Here is a 20,354-nt window from a genome sequence, read left to right as displayed (position 1 = left end):
GTGTTAGGTAATGCTTAGTCGACGCATCGGCTGTCGGCGTCGTTCACTCGAAGAGGGGTCAGAAGTGCCACGCAAGAAAACCACCCTGTCCGTCCTGCGCACCGAAGCGCTCACCCCGCACATGCACCGGGTCTACCTGGGTGGGGCCGGTTTCGACGACTTCGATGCGATCGACGAGACCGACGCCTACGTCAAGTTGTTCTTCGGGACCGATGACGAACCGATCATGCGCACGTACACCGTTCGCTCGGTGGATACTCGCGCTCGGGAGATCGCCATCGACTTCGTGGTGCACGGAGACGAGGGAGTCGCCGGGCCGTGGGCCACCCGGGCGAAGCCGGGGGACGAGATGTCGTTCTTCGGCCCGTCGGGTGGGTACGCCCCGCGCCCCGACGCGGACTGGCACCTCTTCGCCGGCGACGAATCGGCGATTCCGGCGATTTCGGCTGCTGTCGAAGCACTCCCGGAGGATGCCGTCGCCAAGGTCTTCATCGAAGTTGCCGACAGGCACGACGAGATCTACATGGAGACGCTCGCTGTCGTCGACGTGACCTGGATTCACCGGGGTGCGTCCTCGAACGAGGTCGGAGACGACCGAGCCGGAGACAACGCACCGCTGATCGCAGCGGTGAAGAAAACGGAATGGCTGCCGGGGCAGGCTCAGGTCTTCGTGCACGGCGAAGCCCAGGCCGTCATGCACAACATTCGGCCCTACATCCGTAAGGAGCGGGGTGTCGGTGCCGAGTGGGCCTCGATCTCGGGCTACTGGCGTCGCGGCCGAACCGAGGAGACGTTCCGAGTGTGGAAGCGCGAACTCGCGCAGGCCGAATCCGGTGTCGACGCCTGATCCCGCGACGACCCACCCCGAACGGCGTGTCCGGTTGTCGCGCGGCCTGCCAGAGCCCAAGCTGACCCGATGACCGATTCGCTGCCGCCTCACCTCGGCATTCACGTCGAGGAGTTCGCCGAGCATCTTCGACTCGGTCGAGAGCGATCCGAGCACACCATTCGGGCCTACGTCTCGGACGCTCGTTCGTTGCTCGCGCACTTCGCGGAGTGCTCGCCGGATGCGACCATCGCCGACCTCGACCTCCGCGCGGTGCGCTCGTGGTTGGCCACGCACTCGGCCGCCGGATCCGCCAGGACCTCGATGGCGAGACGCACCTCGTCGGCGAGGACGTTCGGGAAGTGGCTCGAACGGGTGGGAGCGGTGGCGGTGGCACCGGCGGAACGGTTGGCCGGACCGGCCGGCCACCGCACGCTGCCCGGTGTTCTTCGCCACAGCCAGGCGGAGCACGCGCTGGCCGCGGCCGAATCGGGTGCCGCCGAGCTCGACCCCATCGCGCTGCGGGACAGGCTCATCGTCGAGTTGCTGTACGCGACCGGGGTGCGCGTGGGGGAGCTGTGCGGACTCGACGTCGACGACGTGGACACCGAGCGTCGCTTGATCCGTGTGCTCGGCAAGGGCAACAAGGAACGCTCGGCACCGTACGGTGCGCCGGCAGCGCATGCGGTCGAGAACTGGCTGGTCAGCGGCAGGCCCGAACTGGCCTCCGATCGATCCGGTGCGGCATTGCTGCTGGGACGGCGAGGTGGACGGCTCGATCAACGGCAGGCCAGAACGGCGGTGCACGAGGTACTCGACACCGTCCCCGGTGGTCCCAGCCTCGGTCCGCACGGCCTGCGCCACACCGCAGCGACACATCTGCTCGAAGGTGGGGCCGATCTGAGAGTGGTGCAGGAGCTGCTCGGCCACGCCTCTTTGGCGACCACCCAGATCTACACACACGTGTCGGTGGAACGGCTGCGTGCCGTGCACGATCAGGCTCATCCCCGGGCATGAGCCGAGCGTCGGCGGCGCAACGTTTGGTAGCGTCGTGGACGACTTACGACACCGAATACGGGGGACCGTGGACCGCGACCGACCGCAAGGTACTTCGGAGACGTGGTCCATGCATGTCCGCGACGGCTCGGCCGCCGACCATCGGAATCCCCCTGGGCGATCGGACAACGCACGCGACAACGGCAGCGGGCCCGTATCGTCGGGCTCGATGTCCACTCCTCGTTCGACGCCTCGGCAACCTCCACCCTGGCAGACGCCCGACTCGGGCGACCGACAGCCGTTGCCGCCGAGGTACAGCCCGCCGGTGCCGCTCGAGCCAGGGCCGCCGGCAGCGCAGCCGGACCGGTACCTGCCGGTACCGCCACACACCGAGGATTCGCGAACGCAGCCGGATCGGTGGTCGCCGCAACCGTGGTCGGGGGCACCCAACGCCTACCGACCCAACAGTCAGGATCTGGGCGCGGATTCGTTGCTCAAGCGTCCCAAGCGAGCGTCGAACTCCGGTTGGCGGCGAGGAGTGCACCGACTCACCGGCGGAGTCATCAACCCCGGCGAATCGACGGCGGAAGAGCGGTACCGAAACCAGGTCGAACGTATTCGGCAGCCGGTGCTCGGCGACTACCGGATCGCGTTTCTGTCGCTCAAGGGTGGCGTCGGCAAGACGACGACCACGCTGGGTCTCGGTTCGACTTTCGCGTCGCTGCGCGGAGATTGCGTCATCGCCGTGGACGCGAACCCCGACTTCGGCACCCTGGGTGAGCGAGTTCCGCGGCAGACGTCGTCGACCGTGCGTGATCTGCTCGCCGCGGCACCACACATTCGTCGTTACTCCGACATCCGCGAGCACACCTCGCAAGCACCGAGTCGACTCGAAGTGTTGGCAGGCGAGCGCGATCCCGCAGCGTCGGAGATGTTCGGCGAGGAGGACTACCGCGCCGTCATCGACATGTTGCAGGTGTACTACAACCTGATCCTGACCGACTGCGGTACCGGGATCATGCACTCGGCGATGAACGGGGTGCTGCAACTGGCGAACGCACTGGTTCTGGTCAGCTCGCCTGCAGTCGACGGCGCGCGCAGTGCTGCGGCGACGCTGGACTGGTTGGAATTGCACGGCTACGGACATCTGGCGGAGCGGACCGTCGTGGTGATCAGTTCGGTTCGCCCGGGTTCGTCGGCGGTGGACATGAACCTGCTGCAACAGCACTTTCTCGAGCGCTGCCGTGCTGTGCTGGTGATTCCGTTCGACGAACACCTGGCCGAGGGTGCCGTGGTCGACCTCGACCTGTTGCGTCCCCAGACTCGAAGCGCGTTCGTCGAGCTCGCCGCGATGGTGGCCGACGATTTTCCTGCGGCGTCCGGCAGGCATTCCGGCCCCCAGCGCTGACGGTCATCTGCCGTCATTCGTCGAGGGGTTTCAACCTGATCGGGCTTGCGCGCACCGTCGCCGTGGGATCGAGGTAGTCCCGGCCACGTCTGATGCCCCAGTGAAGGCACGTCGACGAGCAGCCCTCGTGCCCCGATGTCACCGAACCCAGCACGGTCCCTCGCCGAACCCGCGTGCCGGCGGCAACCGACGCCGACACCGGTTCGTACGTCGATCTCAGTCCGCCCGGATGATCGACCGATACGACGGGCTTTCCCGCGACCGACCCGGCGTACACCACGATTCCGTCGGCGACGGCGAGAACCGACTGGCCCTCGCGGGCGGCGAGGTCGACACCACGGTGGCCGGGCAGCCAGTTCTGCTCGGGACGGTCGAACGGGGTGACGACCTGCGGTTTCGGCTGCAGCGGCCAGGCGAATGCGCCTGGCTGCGCCGAGGCGACCGGCGTCGAGATCGTTACCGCGGTGACGAGGCACACCGCGAGTGCGCGGAGCGCGAGAGAGATGTTCACCCGTCGACCATGTCGTGGATATGAGCAATCGAACGAACCCGGACGCGATTTGTGGACAAGAAGTTTCTTTGTCCACAGGCATCGGAATCCCTTGACAGTCGGGCCTGGTTATGACGGGGGACGTGGCAGGTCTACACTCGTCACTTGCGGCCTGTGCGTGCACGGGTCGACTTCGCGCGTCCGCGTCATCGCATCGTCTGCCTCGCGCAGAATCACCGATACGAGAACCGGTTGTCGGCGGTCCCGAGATCTTCGTGATGTCGGGTCCGGCAACTTCAGCGGGCGCCAGGGCAGAGGTCACCGACACTCTGCGTCAACCGCACCATCGAAAGAGAGTTCTTCAGCCATGGCTGTAGTAACAATGAAGCAGCTGCTCGACAGCGGCACACACTTCGGACACCAGACCCGTCGCTGGAACCCGAAGATGAAGCGATTCATCTTCACCGACCGCAACGGCATCTACATCATCGACTTGCAGCAGACTCTGACCTTCATCGACAAGGCCTACGAGTTCGTCAAGGAGACCGTCGCCCACAACGGCACGGTTCTGTTCGTCGGCACCAAGAAGCAGGCGCAGGAGTCCATCGCCGCTGAGGCAACCCGCGTGGGCATGCCCTACGTGAACCAGCGCTGGCTCGGTGGCATGCTCACCAACTTCCAGACGGTGCACAAGCGTCTGCTCCGCCTCAAGGAGCTCGAGGCCATGGAGCAGACCGGTGGCTTCGAGGGACGCACCAAGAAGGAAATCCTCATGCTCACGCGTGAGATGACCAAGCTCGACCGCACCCTCGGTGGCATCCGGGACATGTCCAAGGTTCCGTCGGCCATCTGGATCGTCGACACCAACAAGGAGCACCTCGCGGTTGCCGAGGCTCGCAAGCTGAACATCCCGGTCATCGCGATCCTCGACACCAACTGCGATCCCGACGTGGTCGATTACCCGATCCCGGGTAACGACGACGCGATCCGTTCCGCTGCGCTGCTGACCAAGGTCGTCGCATCCGCAGTCGCCGAGGGCGTGCAGGCGCGAGCAGGTCAGAACACTGCATCCGACGCCAAGCCCGAGGTCGGCGCAGGCGAGCCCCTCGCCGAGTGGGAGCTCGAGCAGCTCGCTCAGGCTTCACCGGCAGCAGAGGCTCCCGCAGCGGACGCCCCGGCAGCGGACGCTCCCGCAGCCGATGCCCCGGCAGCAGAAGCACCGGCAGCAGAAGAAGCACCGGCCGCTCAGGCTTGATCGAATTCGGTCCCGGTTCACCCTCAGGGGTGGGCCGGGGCCGCTTCGGTATGTCAGGGTCGAGGTCGGCACGGCTCCGCAACGAGTCCGTCGATCACGCCCTGAGAACAGCATTTTTCGTCAACGCCCGTACCCAGACATTTGAGGAGGCTCGCCCACGATGGCGAACTACACTGCCGCCGACGTCAAGCGGCTCCGTGAGCTCACCGGCTCCGGAATGATGGACTGCAAGAACGCGCTCGCCGAGAACGACGGCGACTACGACAAGGCCGTCGAGTACCTGCGTATCAAGGGTGCCAAGGACGTCGGCAAGCGCGCCGAGCGCAACACCGCCGAAGGCCTCGTCGTCGCCGAGGGTGGAGTGCTCGTCGAGATCAACTCCGAAACCGACTTCGTGGCCAAGAACGACGAGTTCCAGACGTTCGCCGCATCCGTTGCAGCGACGGCTGCAGCAGGCAAGCCTGCCGACGTCGATGCCCTCAAGGCGCTCGACCTCGACGGCAAGACTGTCGAAACGGCTCTGAACGAGCTGTCGGCCAAGATCGGCGAGAAGCTCGAGCTGCGTCGCGTCGTGTCCTACGACGGCAACACCGCGACGTACCTGCACAAGCGCAGCGCGGACCTGCCGCCTGCCGTGGGCGTGCTCGTCGAGTACACCGGTGACGGCGACGCCGCAGGCGATGCCGCGCGCGCAGCTGCGATGCAGATCGCCGCCCTCAAGGCCAAGTACGTCACGCGCGACGAGGTCCCCGAGGACCTGGTGGCCGCCGAGCGTCGCATCGCCGAGGAAACCGCTCGCGAAGAAGGCAAGCCGGAACAGGCACTGCCGAAGATCGTCGAAGGTCGGGTCAACGGATTCTTCAAGGACGTCGTTCTCACCGAACAGAAGTCGGTGCAGGACGGCAACAAGACCGTCAAGGCCATTCTCGACGAGGCCGGCGTCACCATCACCCGCTTCTCGCGCTTCGAGGTCGGTGCCAGCTAGTCTGCGCACCGGTTCGGTCGAGCGATGCCGTTCATTCGATTCCATCGAGTGGGCGGCATCGCTCGTGCGCGGGGCAGGTGGGTGTGCAGGCCGGAGCCCTGTCCACCACCCGGGCCTCGATAGGGCAGGATGATCCAAGAGGAAACCGTAGTGTTCGACGAGTACCGAGGAGAGCTATGACCGATCCGGCCCCTGACCGTCCCGGGTTCCGACGCGTGATGCTCAAACTGGGTGGGGAGATGTTCGGAGGCGGCCAGGTCGGTCTCGATCCGGATGTCGTGAACAACGTTGCCGAACAGATCGCCGAGGTGGTGGCCACCGGGGTCCAGGTCGCAGTGGTGATCGGCGGTGGCAATTTCTTCCGTGGTGCCGAACTGCAGCAGCGCGGCATGGACAGGTCCCGTTCGGACTACATGGGCATGCTCGGAACCGTCATGAATTGTCTTGCGCTGCAGGACTTCCTGGAGAAGCAAGGCGTTGCCACCAGGGTGCAGACCGCGATCACGATGGGTCAGGTCGCAGAGCCGTACCTCCCGCTCCGCGCACGACGTCATCTGGAGAAGGGGCGCGTGGTGATCTTCGGAGCCGGCATGGGTATGCCGTATTTCTCCACCGACACCACGGCTGCGCAGCGCGCGCTGGAAATCGGTGCCGAGGTGTTGTTGATGGCCAAGGCGGTCGACGGCGTGTATTCGGCCGATCCGCGACTGGACCCCGATGCGACCATGTTCGACACCATCACGCACCGCGAGGCCATCGAACAGGGACTCAAGGTTGCCGATGCGACGGCCTTCAGTCTGTGCATGGACAATCAGATGCCGATGCTGGTGTTCAATTTGCTGATTCAGGGAAATATCGCTCGCGCCGTTTCCGGTGAGAAGATCGGCACGCTGGTCACGTCGTGATCGTTGCCGACAGTGACGTGAGCGAATCGAAGACGAAGACGATGGAGGACAGATCGTGATTGACGAAGCTCTCTTCGATGCCGAAGAGAAGATGGAAAAGGCCGTATCGGTTGCACGTGACGATCTGTCCTCGATTCGCACCGGACGTGCCAACCCCGGGATGTTCTCCCGCATCGTCATCGAGTACTACGGTGCTCCGACACCGATCACCCAGCTGGCAAGTATCAGCGTCCCCGAAGCGCGCCTCGTGGTCATCAAGCCGTACGAGTCCAATCAGCTGGGACCGATCGAAACCGCCATTCGCAACTCCGATCTCGGTGTCAATCCCACCAACGACGGCAACCTCATTCGAATCGGAGTTCCGCAGCTCACCGAGGAACGTCGCCGCGAATTCGTCAAGCAGGCCAAGGGCAAGGGCGAGGACGCGAAGGTATCGATTCGCAACGTTCGCCGGAAGACGATGGAAGAGCTCAAGCGCATTCAGAAGGACGGCGAAGCAGGCGAGGACGAGGTCGTCCGCGCCGAGAACGATCTGGACAAGACCACTGCCAAGTACACCGCTTCCGTGGACGAACTCGTCAAGCGTAAAGAGGGCGAGCTGATGGAGGTCTGACCCGACCTCGACAGCTGCTTTTCGCGACGGACGACGATGAATTTCGAGGAGATGACGACAGTGGTGGGACCGGATCGGCAGGAGGGCAGCGGTACGCCCGCTGCCTCGTCCGGGGTCGCCGCAGCGAAGTCGACGGGCAAGGCAGGTCGTAATCTTCCTGCCGCGATCGGAGTCGGCGGGTCGTTGGGAATCGGCCTGATTCTCGTCCTGGTCTTCGTGCCGCTGGTGTGGATCGGCGTGGTGGCCGTCGCGTTGGCCGTCGCTACCTACGAGGTGTCCAAGCGCCTGCGCGAGGGTGGGGTCCTCGTGCCCCGCATCCCCCTGATCCTCGGCGGTCAGGCGATGATCTGGCTCGGCTGGCCGTTCGGGGCAGTCGGTGTGCTCAGCGCGGCGGTGGGCACCGTCCTGGTGTGCATGGTGTGGCTGCTGCTGCGGCAGGGATTCGGCACCGCTCCGAAGAACTACCTCGAAGAACTCTCCGTCACCGTCCTCGTGGCATGTTGGTTGCCGCTGCTGGCCTCGTTCACCGTTTTGATGGTGCTGCAGGACAACGGCGCAGGCCGCATCCTGGTGTTCGTCATCGGCGTCGTGTGCTCGGACATCGGCGGATACATCGCGGGTGTGTTGTTCGGAAAGCATCCGATGGCACCCGCCATCAGCCCGAAGAAGTCCTGGGAAGGGCTCGCCGGTTCGCTCATCTTCTGCATCATCGGATGTCTGCTGACGGTGACGCTCATCCTCGAGGCCAACTCGATGATCGGCATCCTTCTCGGCGTGGTTCTGGTGGTGACCGGCACGTTGGGTGATCTGATCGAGTCGCAGGTCAAGCGTGACCTCCGCATCAAGGACATGGGCACCCTGCTGCCCGGCCACGGCGGCATCATGGACAGGCTCGATTCGCTGCTGCCCTCGGCGTTCGTGGCATGGCTCGTCTTCACCGTTCTCCTCTGAGCAGACTGTTCTCGGGCGTGCGCAGCGAAGTCACCGGGGTGATTCCCAGCCCGAACATCTGGAACTGGCCTCACCTGTACGAGGCGGAGAACCGTGCTCAGGACGTCGACGGTGCTCTGTTCGACGCGATCCGTTCGGTGGCTGACTGGACGGCCAAGACGGTCGTCGACGTCGGTTGCGGAAGCGGCTTTCATCTTCCGGTGTTCGCGGCCGACGCCGACCGGGTGATAGGCGTCGAGCCGCACGAACCACTCGCTGCTGCGGCGAGACTGCGAGTCGCGAACCTACCGAATGTCGAGGTGAAGACCGCGCAGGCGGATTCCCTCCCGATCGACGACGGCACCGTGGACATCGTCCATGCGCGCACCGCGTACTTCTTCGGACCGGGCTGCGGGCCGGGAATCGTCGACGCCATGCGCGTGCTCGGGCCGGGAGGGGCGCTGGTCGTCGTGGATCTGGACGCGACCGCGTCGCCGTACGGGGATTGGATGCGGGCCGATCTACCGCATTACGACCCGGCAACAGTCGAGGCGTTCTTCGAGGCGCAGGGTTTCGCACTCACCCGTGTCGACACGAGATGGTCGTTTCCGAATCGACGCATGCTGCGCGATGTGCTGGGAATCGAGTTCGGTCCACGCGTCGCACGTGAGGCCGCGAAGTCGGTGGACGGTGTCTCGTTCGACGTGCGGTATCGAGTGCACGTCCGGTACAAACCGACCGGAATCGAGCTGCATTAGCGAGCCGATGGGCTTTTCGCCGAACGCACCTCGACCCCAGGTGATTTCAGGAGGCGGCGGAAATCCCGAAGATCTCGGCCAGCTCGTTGATCTTGAGCGCCTTCGCCAGGCGGGGCAGGTCGCTTCCGTCCTTGACGTGCGCGCCGTCGGCACCGAGGGCATCGATGACGTCACGGGCCCACGACACATCCGTCGGTGACGGCGCGAGCTCGCGGTTGACGATGGCAGCCTGCTCCGAGTGCATGCACAGCTTGCCCGTCATGCCCATCGACAGGGTCAGAGCTGCGTCGCGTCCGAGGATGCTGTCGTTGGCCGTCAGCGTCGGTCCGTCGATCGGTCCCGGAATGCGCGCTGCGCGTGAGGAGACGACGAGGCGCGAACGGGGGTACGCCATAGCCAGCGGGTCGTCGCTCATACCCGTGTCGCGGCGGAAGTCGCCACTGCCGAAAGCGAGACGGAAGGTCGACTCTGCACGGGCGATCTCCGTCGCGGCTTCGAGGCCCATCGCGGACTCGACCAGTGCCAGGATCGGAGTGCCGGGTGCCAGGCGAGCAGCTGTGGCCTCGACCTGACCGCCACTCTCGGTCTTCGCGAGCATGACGCCGACCAGTCCGGGCAGACCGGACAACGCGGCGAGGTCATCGGCCCAATACGGCGTCGTTGCATCGTTGATGCGTACCCACGCAGAGTTTCCTTCGCCGAGCCACTGCACGACGGCCTCGCGCGCGGCCGGCTTCTTGGCCGGGGCGACTGCGTCCTCGATGTCGAGGATGACGGCATCGACTCCCGACGCGACGGCGTCGCCGAAGGTCTCGGGCTTGGTGGCCGGCACCAGCAGCCAGGACCGGGCTCGGTCCGGGGCAACGCCGGATGCCACAGGTGTCTCCATGAAAGTTGTCACGTCATGCTCCTCGAGTGAAGTGGGGCACCCCAAGCCTGATCGATTCAGTGAGTCAGCGCCAGCTTCTGTACATAGTGTTCACGAGTGGCGCTACTTCTTCTTGGCCGAACGTCGCACCTGAAGGATTCGAGCGCCGCCCACCATTGCCATCACCAGCGCGCCGGCGATCGCGGCCAGCAACATACTGATGCCGAGGGGCAGATCGAGCTGCCACGCGAAGATCTGGACCGTGACGGAGTCGAGATTCTGCACGATGAACACCAGCAGGATCACCAGGACCACAGCTCCGACCACCAGGCCGGTCCACAGGGCGGCGGTGCGAGTGTGGGCGATATCGGTCGGAGCGGCAGCCTGTCGCTCGGGAACGAACTCGGGATCGGGAGCGGAATGGCCGTCCGAATCCGGAGTCGTGATCGGAGCGAGGTCGCCCGAGGCGCTGTGCTCGCCGGGGTGCGCTGCGCCCGATTTGTCCAGCGATGTCTCGTGATTGTCGTCAGCTCTGGTGGCCATGTCGATGATCCTTCCGCACGTGAAGGCCGAATGCACGTGCATCCGGCCACGACCTCGATACCCATCGGATAACGGACGGAAACAGTCGCGAATAGGACTGCGAGGCGATGGGGTGGACAATGGAGGAATGCAGTGTCACCGAAAGATGTGGGGTGGAGTATGAGCGACTCCGTCGAGGCAACGAACACGTCGACCGAGCAGAAGAGGCCCAATCTCCCCTTGGTCTTCACTGCGCCGCGTCGCGGTATGCCGTCGCGCCACCTCGCCGACCTGGACAAAGAGGGTCTGCGGGATGCGGTGAAGGCGCTCGGTCTACCTGCGTTTCGCGCCGATCAGCTGGCCCGGCACTACTACGGGCGTCTCGAGGCCGACACCACGAAGATGACCGATCTTCCGGCCGAGGCCCGCGAAAAGGTCGGTGCCGATCTCTTCCCCACGCTGCTGACGCCGATCAAGCACCTGGCATGTGATGACGGTGACACTCGCAAGACCCTGTGGAAGGCCAACGACGGAACCTTGCTCGAGAGCGTTCTGATGCGGTACCCGGATCGGGCCACTCTGTGCATCTCCAGTCAGGCCGGCTGCGGAATGGCCTGTCCCTTCTGCGCGACCGGCCAAGCGGGTCTGACGAGGAACCTGTCGACGGCCGAGATCGTCGACCAGGTCCGTTCGGCTGCAGCCGACCTGCGCGACGGCGTGGTCCACGGGGGTGAAGGTCGACTGTCGAACGTGGTCTTCATGGGGATGGGCGAGCCCCTGGCGAACTACAAGAGGGTCGTCTCCGCGGTGCGCAAGATCGTCTCGCCCGCACCCGACGGACTCGGTCTCTCGCAGCGCTCGGTGACGGTGTCGACGGTCGGTCTGGCACCGGCAATCCGCAAGCTGGCCGACGAGGGACTGTCGGTGACGCTTGCGGTGTCGTTGCACACGCCCGACGACGAACTCCGCGACACGCTGGTGCCCGTGAACAACCGTTGGTCGGTGGCAGAGGTGTTGTCGGCGGCAAGGTACTACGCAGACCAGACCGGTCGTCGTGTCTCGATCGAGTACGCAATGATCCGAGACGTCAACGACCAGCCGTGGCGAGCAGACATGCTGGGCAAGAAGCTGCACAAGGCACTCGGCTCACGAGTTCACGTGAACCTGATCCCACTCAATCCGACTCCGGGTAGCGAATGGGACGCCAGCCCGAAGCCGGTGGAGCGAGAGTTCGTCCGACGGGTGATTGCGCAGGGCGTCTCGTGCACCGTCCGAGACACCCGCGGTCAGGAGATCGCCGCAGCGTGCGGTCAGCTGGCAGCCGAGAACTGACTCGGTTGCTAGCGGGGCTTGCGGCGGACGACGATGTCTCGCACCACGAGGCCGACCAGCATCGCTGCGAATCCGATCAACCACAGATCCTCGACCTTGCCGGTGTGGTTGCCGATCATCATGAACAGCAGGAACACGGCTACGACGATGGCGGCCACCCGCATCGCGCGATTCGATTCACCACTCCACCCCCACTCGGCGGACGGCACGTCCGGCACCTCGTTGCGGGTATCGACGACCGGGTCGTACGAAGCGGATTCCAGTTCGGTATTTGCCACCGGTCGGTCCTCTCGGGTGATGAATTCTCGAAGTCGTACTTCACGAGGCGTCGAGCCTGCGCGTTCGGACAATATTGGCATACGACCGCCCGTCGTAGCCATCAGGGTTGTGTGCTCACCCGGCGCGACTGCCGACTTCGGTGAGAGACTGCGGCGGTGACGTCCGAGCGCCTTCCGCATCCACTGACCCAGTTTCCGCTGAGCTACCCCCGAGACATGGTGGGGTACGGCCGCACGCCGCCGCACGCCCAGTGGCCGGGTCAGGCCAACATCGCCGTCCAGTTCGTCCTCAACTACGAGGAGGGTGCGGAGAACAACGTCCTCGACGGTGACACCAAATCCGAGACGTTCCTCTCGGAAATGATCGGGGCACAAGCCTTTCCGAATCGGCACATGAGCATGGAGTCGCTGTACGAGTACGGCTCGAGGGCAGGCGTGTGGCGGGTGCTGCGGGCGTTCGAGAAGCGCGACCTACCCCTGACGGTGTTCGCTGTCGCGAAGGCCATGGAACGAAACCCGGAAGTGGTTGCCGCACTGTCGGAATTGGGTCACGAGATCGCCTGCCACGGTCTGCGGTGGCTGTCCTACCAGCAGATCGACGAGAACGTCGAGCGCGAGCACATGGCCGAGGCCGTGGCCATCCTTCAGGGCCTCACCGGCTCGGCCCCGCTCGGGTGGTACACCGGACGTGACTCTCCGAACACCCGGTCGCTCGTCGTCGAGCACGGCGGCTTCGTGTACGACTCGGATTCCTACGCCGACGATCTTCCCTACTGGGAGAAGGTCTCTCGTGGCTCCGAGATCGTCGATCACCTGGTGGTGCCGTACACCCTCGATACCAACGACATGCGTTTCGCGTCGCCCGGAGGGTTCTCGACCGGAGACGAGTTCTACGCGCATCTACGGGACGCGTTCGACGTGCTGTACGCCGAGGGGGAGAACGGCAGCCCCAAGATGCTCTCGGTCGGACTGCACTGCAGGCTGGTGGGCAGACCGGCTCGTATCGCCGCCCTCGAGCGTTTTCTCGATCACGTTCAGTCTCACGACAAGGTGTGGGTGGCCAAGCGAATCGACATCGCCGAGCACTGGCGCGCAGTGCACCCACCCTCCTCCTGACTCAGCGCGGCGACCGGCACGCCGACGCCAGCGCCGTCAGATAGCGGTCGGTGAACAGGGCCTGCACCCGCTTGCCCACCGGACCGCCGAGCCTGGTGTACCAGCGGCCGGGGTTCGAGAACGCGGTGATGTGCGCGGAGACCGTCCCGTCCTCGGGGGAGTAGTCGACGTAGAAGAGTTCCTCGCCGGACTCGGGATGGCCGTCCAGGGTGCCGTAGGCGAAGCCCTGTCGGTTGGCTTCGTCGATGACGTAGACGACACGGCAGGGGATGCGGACGGGCCCGAGCGTGAGAACGACCACGGCGTCGGGGACGGCGTTGTCGGCGTCGGAATGGACCTTCAGTCCGGTGCCGCGGTGCATGTCCCAGCGCATCAGCGTGTCGGCTGCGGCCACGAAGTCCTCGAGTCCGGATCCGATCACCCGCGATTTCTCGACGTGGTGGTAGCCGGACGGGAGCCTGCCGCTCGTTGCTCCTACGTCGACGTAGTTGAACGATGCCGCGCGATACTTCGAGACGTCCATGCCCTCCAGCGTGCCAGCTACGGCGGCACATAGGGGTTTCTCAGCCTCGGTAGGCAACAATGGACCGGTGCCAGACCATCGTGAGCGAACGACCTCCTCGGATCGTCCCGAGCCGATTCGAGTGTTGCTGTTGGGCAGCACCGGCTCGATCGGAACCCAAGCGCTCGACGTCATCGCCACCGACCCCGACCGTTTCGTCGTCGTCGGTCTTGCTGCGGGCGGTGGAAACATCGAGCTACTTCGCCGTCAGATCGCCGAGACCGGTGCTCGACGCGTGGCCGTGGCCGACCCCGCCGCTGCCGCCGAGCTCGACTTTCCCGGGGTTCTGAGCGGGCCGCGCGCGGTCACCGAGCTCGTCGAGTCCACGCAGGCGGACGTGGTGCTCAACGCACTGGTGGGCTCGCTCGGTCTCGAGCCGACGTTGGCGGCGTTGAAGACCGGAGCCCGGCTGGCGTTGGCGAACAAGGAATCTCTGGTCGCCGGCGGGGAACTGGTGCTCGCTGCCGCCGCACCGGGACAGATAGTTCCGGTGGACTCGGAGCACTCGGCGCTGGCGCAGTGCCTGCGCAGTGGCCACCGAAGCGAGGTGGATCGACTGATCCTGACCGCTTCGGGCGGACCGTTCCGTGGGTGGAGCGAAGCGGAACTGAAGTCGGTGACGCCTGCCCAGGCCGCGGCTCATCCGACCTGGTCGATGGGTCCGATGAACACGTTGAACTCGGCAACCTTGGTCAACAAGGGCCTCGAGTTGATCGAAGCGCATCTGCTGTTCGGGGTGCCGTACGACAAGATCGACGTCACCGTGCATCGGCAATCCATCGTCCATTCGATGGTGACGTTCGTGGACGGATCCACCATTGCCCAGGCCAGCCCGCCGGACATGAAGCTTCCGATCGGGTTGGCGCTCGGGTGGCCCGATCGAGTTCCCGATGTTGCGCGTGCACTCGATTTCACTTCAGCGTTCTCCTGGGACTTCGAGCCACTCGACGATCGAGTGTTCCCCGCCGTGCAGCTGGCCCGCGAGGCCGGAATCATGGGCGGGTGCACGACGGCGGTGTACAACGCGTCCAACGAGATCGCGGCCGAGGCGTTCCTCGCCGGGCGCATCGAGTTCCCGCAGATAGTGCAGACGGTGCGCGCCGTCGTCGATGACGGCAGTGGACAATGGTCGACGGTGCCGACCGACGTGGACGACGTCCTCGCGGCGGATTCCTGGGCTCGCGCACATGCGAGTGAGCTCCTGAAACAGAAGGGCCTCTGAGTTACATGCTGTTCGCTCTGGGTGTGGTGCTGTTCGCCGTCGGCATCGGTGTGTCGATCGCGCTGCACGAGGCAGGACACATGTGGACCGCGAAAGCGCTCGGCATGAAAGTCCGCCGGTACTACATCGGGTTCGGCCCCAAGATCTTCTCCTTCCGACGCGGCGAGACCGAATACGGCCTCAAGGCAATTCCGGCCGGCGGATTCTGCGACATCGCCGGAATGACGGCGATCGACGAGCTCGCACCCGACGAGGTCGAGCGCGCGATGTATCGCCAGAAGACGTGGAAGCGGATCGTCGTCATGGTCGGCGGCATCGCGATGAACTTCGTACTGGGAATCGTGCTGATCTATGCGCTCGTTCTCGGGTGGGGCACGCCCGATCGGGTCACTCCGACCACGACTGTCCAGGGTGTCGGCTGCGTCGGAACGACGCAGACACCGGACGGTGAGATCGCCGATTGCTCGGGTGACGGTCCGGCCGCCGCGGCAGGGCTGCGTGAGGGCGACATCATCACAGCGGTGGACGGCACCCCCACGGAGGTCTGGTCGGATGCGGTTCTGGCCATTCAGGCCTCCACCGGCTCGGTCGAGCTGACAGTGGATCGCAACGGTGCTTCGCAGACCATCACCGTCCCGGTCACACAGGTTCAGCGATACGTCGTCGATCCCGACACCGGAGCGAGGGAATCGACGACGGTCGGGGCGGTGGGTGTCACCGGGGGTCCGCCACCGAACATCACGTACAACCCGATCGAGGCGGTGCCGGAGACGTTCGCTTTCACCGGCGACATCTTCGTACAGACCGGCAAGGCACTCGTGCAACTGCCGACCAAGGTGCAGGCGCTGTGGGAGTCGATCTTCGGCGGTGAGCGTGGCCTCGACACCCCGATGAGCGTCGTCGGTGCCAGTGTCATCGGTGGTCAGGCAGCGGAGACGGAGAACTGGGCGACGTTCATCGGGTTGCTCGCGTCGTTGAATTTCTTCCTCGGGGCGTTCAACCTCGTGCCGCTGTTGCCGCTCGACGGTGGCCACATCGCCGTGACCATCTACGAGCGCATTCGCAACATCTTCCGAAACCGCCGTGGCCTACCGGACGGCGCGCCGGTGGACTACATGAAGCTGATGCCGGTCACTTACGTGGTCATCGTCGTTTTCATCGGGTTCTCCTTGTTGACACTCACGGCGGACATCGTCAACCCGATTCAATTGTTCTAAGTAGACTCGTCAGTCGTAGCTAGGAAAGAAGGCCACTGTGTCCGTGTCAGTCGGATTGGGAATGCCGGCACCGCCGGTACCGGTACTCGCGCCGCGTCGAAAGACCAGGCAGCTCCAGGTCGGGTCGGTGGGAGTGGGCAGCGACAGCCCCATCTCGGTGCAGTCCATGTGCACCACCAAGACCCACGACATCAACGCCACTCTGCAGCAGATCGCCGAACTGACGGCGTCGGGCTGCGACATCGTGCGTGTGGCATGCCCCACACAGGACGACGCGGATGCGCTGTCGATCATCGCCAAGAAGAGTCAGATTCCGGTGATCGCCGACATCCACTTCCAGCCCAAGTACATCTTCGCCGCGATCGATGCAGGATGCGCCGCTGTGCGCGTCAACCCGGGGAACATCAAGGAATTCGACGGCCGGGTCAAGGAAGTCGCCAAGGCAGCCGGTGACGCGAACATTCCGATCCGCATCGGCGTCAATGCCGGTTCGCTCGATCCTCGCCTGATGAAGAAGTACGGCAAGGCGACACCGGAGGCCCTCGTGGAGTCCGCGCTGTGGGAGGCGGGTCTGTTCGAGGAACACGGATTCGGTGACATCAAGATCTCCGTCAAGCACAACGACCCCGTCATCATGGTCGCCGCGTACGAGCAGCTGGCCGCGCAGTGCGACTACCCGCTGCACCTCGGTGTCACCGAGGCCGGCCCCGCTTTCCAGGGCACCATCAAATCCTCGGTGGCCTTCGGCGCACTGCTGTCTCGTGGAATCGGCGACACCATCCGCGTGTCCCTGTCGGCTCCGCCGGCCGAGGAGATCAAGGTCGGTAACCAGATTCTGCAGTCGCTCAACCTGCGTCCCCGCAAGCTCGAAATCGTCTCCTGCCCGTCGTGCGGACGCGCGCAGGTCGACGTGTACACCCTCGCCGACGAGGTCACCGCAGGCCTGGAGGGCATGGAAATTCCGCTGCGCGTTGCCGTCATGGGATGCGTCGTCAACGGTCCGGGCGAGGCGCGCGACGCCGACCTCGGCGTGGCGTCGGGCAACGGCAAGGGCCAGATCTTCGTCAAGGGCAAGGTCATCAAGACCGTGCCCGAGGCGCAGATCGTGGAGACCTTGATCGAGGAAGCAATGCGCATCGCCGAGGAATTCGAGAAGGATGAGACCGCAGACGGCGGCGCTCCGGTGGTGACGGTCAGCTGAGCAGGATCGATCCGGTCGGTGTCCGGTTTGCCGCTCTGCCACCGAGGGAACAGGTTCTCTGGAATGATTCGCTACACGCTCGGTCGGTGTGTATGCGGTAGGTGGGTCAGGAGGTCGGCAGGTGCTCAAGCTCCTCGGTGCGAAGCCTCTCGGTAATCGGGACGTTGCGCATGTCTTACGGGTGCTCGATGCCGACCCGGTTGCCACCTGCATGGTCGCCGCGAGGGTGCAGGAATCCGGACTGGATCCGAGGTCGTTTCACGGTGAGATGTGGAGCCGGGGCGGACCGGACGAGTCATTGTGCTTCTACGGAGCCAACCTCGTCCCTCTGCTCGGATCGAGTGACGATCTGCGGTCGTTCGCCGACCGCGCGTGCCGCGGTCCACGGCTGTGTTCCTCACTGGTCGGACGAGCCGAACTGACACTGCCGCTGTGGGAGATGCTCGAAACCGACTGGGGCCCGGCCCGGGAAGTTCGTGGTGAGCAACCGCTGCTGGCCACGTCGGTCCGATCGTCGGTCACCCCCGATCCACACGTACGTCTCGTTCGCCCAGAGGAACTGGACGTGTATCTGACTGCGGCCGTGGCCATGTTCATCGAGGAAGTCGGAGTCGACCCGAGGCAGAACGACGGCGGCCGCGGATACCGGCGACGGATCTCGAGTCTGATTGCCGCGCAGCGTGCGTGGGCTCGATTCGAGGACGGTCGGGTGGTGTTCAAGGCCGAGATCGGGTCGCAGTCGGCGACGGTGGGGCAGATCCAGGGGGTATGGGTTCACCCCGATCGGCGTGGGCACGGTCTCGGTGCGTCCGGTACCGCAGCGGTGGTGAATTCGGTGGTCCGCCAGGGCCGCACCGCAAGCCTCTACGTCAACAGTTTCAACTACGTCGCCAGACGGGCGTACGCGAAGATCGGTCTGACCCAGGTGGCGACCTTCACGACCGTGCTCCTCGACTAGATCGGCCGTCGCTCGAACGGGTTGTGCCGAACCGCGATTCGTTGCCGCAGCCGGAGGCAGCGCCCTATTACTATGGGGCGCAATGAGATCACGTGGTGCAACCGAAGTGCGGTATCGGATCGGCGCGGTATCGGTGGTCGCAGCCGTCGTTGCTGCCGCCCTCGCCGGATGTACCCCCAAGCCCGACGGCCCGGAGCCGGCTGCCCAGGCATTTCTCGCCGCGTTCGAGTCCAACGACATCGCCGCCGCGGCCGCGGACACCGACAAGCCCGACGCGGCGGCCACGGCACTGACCGAGGCGTGGACCAATCTTCAGGCCGAGGCTCTGGAAGCGGAGACGACGTCGGTGCAGGTCGACGGTGACACCGCCACAGTCGGCTACACCTACACGTGGCAGCTGCCGAAGGATCGGGTGTGGACGTACGACGGTCAGCTGAACATGGGTCGCAGCGAGGGCGAGTGGGTGGTGCGCTGGACGGCGTCGGACATCCATCCCAAGCTCGGTGACACTCAAACGATGTCGTTGCGATCCACGGCGGCTCCGCGCGCACGAGTCAACGAGCGCTCCGGGACCGACGTGTTGGTGCCCGGGGTGGTGCACCGAATCAAATTCGACGCGGCCGATGCGAACAATGTGGTTGCCTCGGCGACGGCGCTGTCGACATTGCTGACACCGTTCGATGCGTCCATCACCGCGCAGTCCATCGTCGAATCCGCCACCTCTGTCGACGGCGACTATCCGGTGGCGTTGCTTCGAGACAGTGACTACCAGCCGATCTCGGCCGCGCTGACCGAGATCCCGGGAGTGACCGCATCGGACGAATCGGATCTGGTGTCCACCGACCCCACGTTCGCGCCGGACCTGGTCGGCCAGGTCAAGAAGGCCGTCATCGACGAGGTCGACGGCAAGGCGGGGTGGAGTGTGGTCACCACGAATCGCAACGGCGTCGACATCGATGTCCTCACCGACACTCCGCCGGAGCCCTCTCCGTCGTTCTCCATCAGTCTCGATCGCAACATTCAGGTCGCGGCGCAGCGTGCGGTGAACGCACGCACCGAGCAGGCGATGACGGTGGTCATCCAGCCGTCCACCGGGGCGATTCTGGCGGTGGCACAGAACCCGGCTGCCGATCGGGACGGACCGGTCGCGTCGGCCGGCCTCTACCCACCCGGATCGACCTTCAAGATCATCACCGCCGGTGCCGCCATCTCGAGCGGACTCGCGTCTCCGGGCAGCACCGTCCCGTGTCCGGGTCGAATCGTGATCGGTGAGCGCAGTGTGCCCAACTACAACGAGTTCGCATTGGGTGACGTGACGATGAGTACTGCGTTCACCCGCTCGTGCAACACCTCGTTCGCCAAGCTGGCCAGCGAGATGGCACCGGATGCATTGACCGTGGCGGCATCTCAGTTCGGCGTCGGGCCGGACTACGACGTCGTCGGGCTGCCTACCGATTCCGGTTCGGTGCCCCCGGCCGAGGAGCTCGTCCAGCGCACCGAGGACGGATTCGGTCAGGGCCGAGTGGTCGTGTCGACGTTCGGTATGGCCCTGGCCGCCGCGACGGTGGCCCATGGCTCGACGCCGGTGCCGAACCTCCTGGTCGGACGCGACACCGTCATCACGGGAGAGCATCCGCAAATCGAGCCTGCGATGGTCGACGGGCTGCGCGGGATGATGCGTTCGGTGGTCACCAGCGGTACGGCCGAGCGCATCGCAGACCAGGGCGAGGTGTACGGCAAGACAGGCGAAGCAGAGGTCGACGGCGGCTCGCACTCGTGGTTCGTCGGCTACCGCGGAGACATCGCCTTCGCCACCCTCGTGGTGCGGGGCGGCAGCTCGGACAATGCGGTCGCTGTGACCCGAGAGATGTTCGAGCAACTGCCCCCCGGGTACTGACCGCTCGGGTACTGA

Annotated in this window: 21 protein-coding genes; 16 read left to right on the top strand and 5 right to left on the bottom strand. The window is 65.1% G+C overall.

Going from position 1 to position 20,354, the window contains the following annotated elements; genetic code table 11:
- Nucleotides 1-64 precede the first annotated feature (64 nt).
- The 3 genes from CH283_RS21035 (at nucleotide 65) to CH283_RS21025 (ending at nucleotide 3,230) form a co-directional block, all read left to right on the top strand.
- Nucleotides 65-847, top strand: coding sequence for a siderophore-interacting protein (locus CH283_RS21035; protein WP_094642203.1), 783 nt, complete (start codon nucleotides 65-67; stop codon nucleotides 845-847).
- 69 nt (nucleotides 848-916) lie between these two features.
- Nucleotides 917-1,843 carry a tyrosine recombinase XerC gene (locus tag CH283_RS21030; RefSeq protein ID WP_094642201.1) on the top strand — a complete coding sequence of 309 codons (927 nt, stop codon included), beginning with the start codon at nucleotides 917-919 and terminating at the stop codon, nucleotides 1,841-1,843.
- Between the two features lie 208 nt (nucleotides 1,844-2,051).
- Nucleotides 2,052-3,230 (top strand): MinD/ParA family ATP-binding protein, encoded by a 1,179-nt coding sequence (locus CH283_RS21025; protein WP_306437467.1) that lies wholly within the window; start codon nucleotides 2,052-2,054, stop codon nucleotides 3,228-3,230.
- A gap of 13 nt (nucleotides 3,231-3,243) precedes the next feature.
- Here CH283_RS21025 and CH283_RS21020 read toward each other — a convergent pair whose 3' ends face one another.
- Entirely contained in the window at nucleotides 3,244-3,741 is a 498-nt protein-coding gene (locus CH283_RS21020) for a M23 family metallopeptidase (protein WP_068050292.1), read from the bottom strand.
- Between the two features lie 346 nt (nucleotides 3,742-4,087).
- Between CH283_RS21020 and rpsB the strand changes: the two genes are divergently transcribed.
- The 6 genes from rpsB (at nucleotide 4,088) to CH283_RS20990 (ending at nucleotide 9,166) form a co-directional block, all read left to right on the top strand.
- Nucleotides 4,088-4,975, top strand: a complete 888-nt coding sequence (rpsB, locus tag CH283_RS21015) for a 30S ribosomal protein S2 (RefSeq protein ID WP_068050290.1) — start codon at nucleotides 4,088-4,090, stop codon at nucleotides 4,973-4,975.
- A 160-nt stretch (nucleotides 4,976-5,135) separates the two neighbouring features.
- Entirely contained in the window at nucleotides 5,136-5,960 is an 825-nt protein-coding gene (gene tsf, locus CH283_RS21010; RefSeq protein WP_068050288.1) for a translation elongation factor Ts, read from the top strand.
- 176 nt (nucleotides 5,961-6,136) lie between these two features.
- Nucleotides 6,137-6,865, top strand: coding sequence for a UMP kinase (pyrH, locus tag CH283_RS21005; protein WP_032397808.1), 729 nt, complete (start codon nucleotides 6,137-6,139; stop codon nucleotides 6,863-6,865).
- Between the two features lie 55 nt (nucleotides 6,866-6,920).
- Nucleotides 6,921-7,478: a ribosome recycling factor gene (frr, locus tag CH283_RS21000; RefSeq protein ID WP_094642199.1), complete on the top strand. Its 558-nt coding sequence runs from the start codon at nucleotides 6,921-6,923 to the stop codon at nucleotides 7,476-7,478.
- Between the two features lie 36 nt (nucleotides 7,479-7,514).
- Complete coding sequence (locus CH283_RS20995) at nucleotides 7,515-8,429, top strand: phosphatidate cytidylyltransferase (RefSeq protein WP_068050284.1); 915 nt, start codon at nucleotides 7,515-7,517, stop codon at nucleotides 8,427-8,429.
- 38 nt (nucleotides 8,430-8,467) lie between these two features.
- A complete protein-coding gene (locus tag CH283_RS20990) occupies nucleotides 8,468-9,166 on the top strand; it encodes a class I SAM-dependent methyltransferase (protein ID WP_255183297.1) in 699 nt (232 codons plus the stop codon).
- A gap of 46 nt (nucleotides 9,167-9,212) precedes the next feature.
- Here the strand turns inward: CH283_RS20990 and CH283_RS20985 are convergent, their stop codons facing one another.
- Together CH283_RS20985 and CH283_RS20980 are read right to left on the bottom strand one after the other, a co-directional pair.
- On the bottom strand, nucleotides 9,213-10,055 hold the full coding sequence (locus CH283_RS20985; protein ID WP_094642195.1) for an HpcH/HpaI aldolase/citrate lyase family protein: 843 nt from the start codon (nucleotides 10,053-10,055) through the stop codon (nucleotides 9,213-9,215).
- Between the two features lie 102 nt (nucleotides 10,056-10,157).
- Nucleotides 10,158-10,577, bottom strand: coding sequence for a LapA family protein (locus CH283_RS20980; RefSeq protein ID WP_094642422.1), 420 nt, complete (start codon nucleotides 10,575-10,577; stop codon nucleotides 10,158-10,160).
- A gap of 159 nt (nucleotides 10,578-10,736) precedes the next feature.
- Here CH283_RS20980 and rlmN point away from each other — a divergent pair, with 159 nt between their 5' ends.
- Nucleotides 10,737-11,888 (top strand): 23S rRNA (adenine(2503)-C(2))-methyltransferase RlmN, encoded by a 1,152-nt coding sequence (gene rlmN / locus CH283_RS20975; RefSeq protein WP_094642194.1) that lies wholly within the window; start codon nucleotides 10,737-10,739, stop codon nucleotides 11,886-11,888.
- An 8-nt stretch (nucleotides 11,889-11,896) separates the two neighbouring features.
- On the opposite strand, the gene CH283_RS20970 is transcribed toward rlmN, so the two are convergent.
- Complete coding sequence (locus CH283_RS20970; RefSeq protein ID WP_068050271.1) at nucleotides 11,897-12,166, bottom strand: DUF2631 domain-containing protein; 270 nt, start codon at nucleotides 12,164-12,166, stop codon at nucleotides 11,897-11,899.
- A 216-nt stretch (nucleotides 12,167-12,382) separates the two neighbouring features.
- Here CH283_RS20970 and puuE point away from each other — a divergent pair, with 216 nt between their 5' ends.
- Nucleotides 12,383-13,282 (top strand): allantoinase PuuE, encoded by a 900-nt coding sequence (gene puuE / locus CH283_RS20965; RefSeq protein ID WP_176460507.1) that lies wholly within the window; start codon nucleotides 12,383-12,385, stop codon nucleotides 13,280-13,282.
- A 1-nt stretch (nucleotide 13,283) separates the two neighbouring features.
- On the opposite strand, the gene CH283_RS20960 is transcribed toward puuE, so the two are convergent.
- Nucleotides 13,284-13,805 (bottom strand): DUF1990 family protein, encoded by a 522-nt coding sequence (locus CH283_RS20960; protein ID WP_068050280.1) that lies wholly within the window; start codon nucleotides 13,803-13,805, stop codon nucleotides 13,284-13,286.
- Between CH283_RS20960 and dxr the strand changes: the two genes are divergently transcribed.
- The 5 genes from dxr to CH283_RS20935 all read left to right on the top strand — a co-directional run bounded on the left by dxr (nucleotide 13,804) and on the right by CH283_RS20935 (nucleotide 20,339).
- Complete coding sequence (dxr, locus tag CH283_RS20955; RefSeq protein ID WP_306437466.1) at nucleotides 13,804-15,066, top strand: 1-deoxy-D-xylulose-5-phosphate reductoisomerase; 1,263 nt, start codon at nucleotides 13,804-13,806, stop codon at nucleotides 15,064-15,066. The two genes, CH283_RS20960 and dxr, sit on opposite strands and share 2 nt — an antisense overlap.
- 5 nt (nucleotides 15,067-15,071) lie before the next feature.
- Nucleotides 15,072-16,283, top strand: coding sequence for a M50 family metallopeptidase (locus CH283_RS20950; protein WP_068050266.1), 1,212 nt, complete (start codon nucleotides 15,072-15,074; stop codon nucleotides 16,281-16,283).
- 61 nt (nucleotides 16,284-16,344) lie between these two features.
- On the top strand, nucleotides 16,345-17,484 hold the full coding sequence (gene ispG, locus CH283_RS20945; protein ID WP_068050276.1) for a flavodoxin-dependent (E)-4-hydroxy-3-methylbut-2-enyl-diphosphate synthase: 1,140 nt from the start codon (nucleotides 16,345-16,347) through the stop codon (nucleotides 17,482-17,484).
- Nucleotides 17,485-17,605: 121 nt separating this feature from the next.
- Entirely contained in the window at nucleotides 17,606-18,442 is an 837-nt protein-coding gene (locus CH283_RS20940; protein ID WP_068050264.1) for a GNAT family N-acetyltransferase, read from the top strand.
- An 82-nt stretch (nucleotides 18,443-18,524) separates the two neighbouring features.
- Nucleotides 18,525-20,339, top strand: a complete 1,815-nt coding sequence (locus tag CH283_RS20935) for a penicillin-binding transpeptidase domain-containing protein (RefSeq protein WP_176460477.1) — start codon at nucleotides 18,525-18,527, stop codon at nucleotides 20,337-20,339.
- Nucleotides 20,340-20,354 lie beyond the last annotated feature (15 nt).

Origin of the sequence: Rhodococcus sp. 05-2254-2 (assembly GCF_002259095.1) — a bacterium.
Lineage (GTDB): Bacteria > Actinomycetota > Actinomycetes > Mycobacteriales > Mycobacteriaceae > Rhodococcoides.
Note: the sequence above shows the minus strand (reverse complement) of the source record. Positions and strands in the feature narration are given on the sequence as shown.

Excerpts from the sequence above, each read along its gene's own strand:
- CH283_RS21030 (WP_094642201.1), top strand. The coding sequence starts at position 917 with ATGACCGATTCGCTGCCGCCTCACCTCGGCATTCACGTCGAGGAGTTC.
- CH283_RS21025 (WP_306437467.1), top strand. The coding sequence starts at position 2,052 with ATGTCCACTCCTCGTTCGACGCCTCGGCAACCTCCACCCTGGCAGACG.
- rpsB (WP_068050290.1), top strand. The coding sequence starts at position 4,088 with ATGGCTGTAGTAACAATGAAGCAGCTGCTCGACAGCGGCACACACTTC.
- tsf (WP_068050288.1), top strand. The coding sequence starts at position 5,136 with ATGGCGAACTACACTGCCGCCGACGTCAAGCGGCTCCGTGAGCTCACC.
- pyrH (WP_032397808.1), top strand. The coding sequence starts at position 6,137 with ATGACCGATCCGGCCCCTGACCGTCCCGGGTTCCGACGCGTGATGCTC.
- CH283_RS20995 (WP_068050284.1), top strand. The coding sequence starts at position 7,515 with ATGAATTTCGAGGAGATGACGACAGTGGTGGGACCGGATCGGCAGGAG.
- CH283_RS20985 (WP_094642195.1), bottom strand. The coding sequence starts at position 10,055 with ATGGAGACACCTGTGGCATCCGGCGTTGCCCCGGACCGAGCCCGGTCC.
- CH283_RS20980 (WP_094642422.1), bottom strand. The coding sequence starts at position 10,577 with ATGGCCACCAGAGCTGACGACAATCACGAGACATCGCTGGACAAATCG.
- rlmN (WP_094642194.1), top strand. The coding sequence starts at position 10,737 with ATGAGCGACTCCGTCGAGGCAACGAACACGTCGACCGAGCAGAAGAGG.
- puuE (WP_176460507.1), top strand. The coding sequence starts at position 12,383 with ATGGTGGGGTACGGCCGCACGCCGCCGCACGCCCAGTGGCCGGGTCAG.
- dxr (WP_306437466.1), top strand. The coding sequence starts at position 13,804 with ATGCCCTCCAGCGTGCCAGCTACGGCGGCACATAGGGGTTTCTCAGCC.
- CH283_RS20960 (WP_068050280.1), bottom strand. The coding sequence starts at position 13,805 with ATGGACGTCTCGAAGTATCGCGCGGCATCGTTCAACTACGTCGACGTA.
- CH283_RS20950 (WP_068050266.1), top strand. The coding sequence starts at position 15,072 with ATGCTGTTCGCTCTGGGTGTGGTGCTGTTCGCCGTCGGCATCGGTGTG.
- ispG (WP_068050276.1), top strand. The coding sequence starts at position 16,345 with ATGCCGGCACCGCCGGTACCGGTACTCGCGCCGCGTCGAAAGACCAGG.
- CH283_RS20935 (WP_176460477.1), top strand. The coding sequence starts at position 18,525 with ATGAGATCACGTGGTGCAACCGAAGTGCGGTATCGGATCGGCGCGGTA.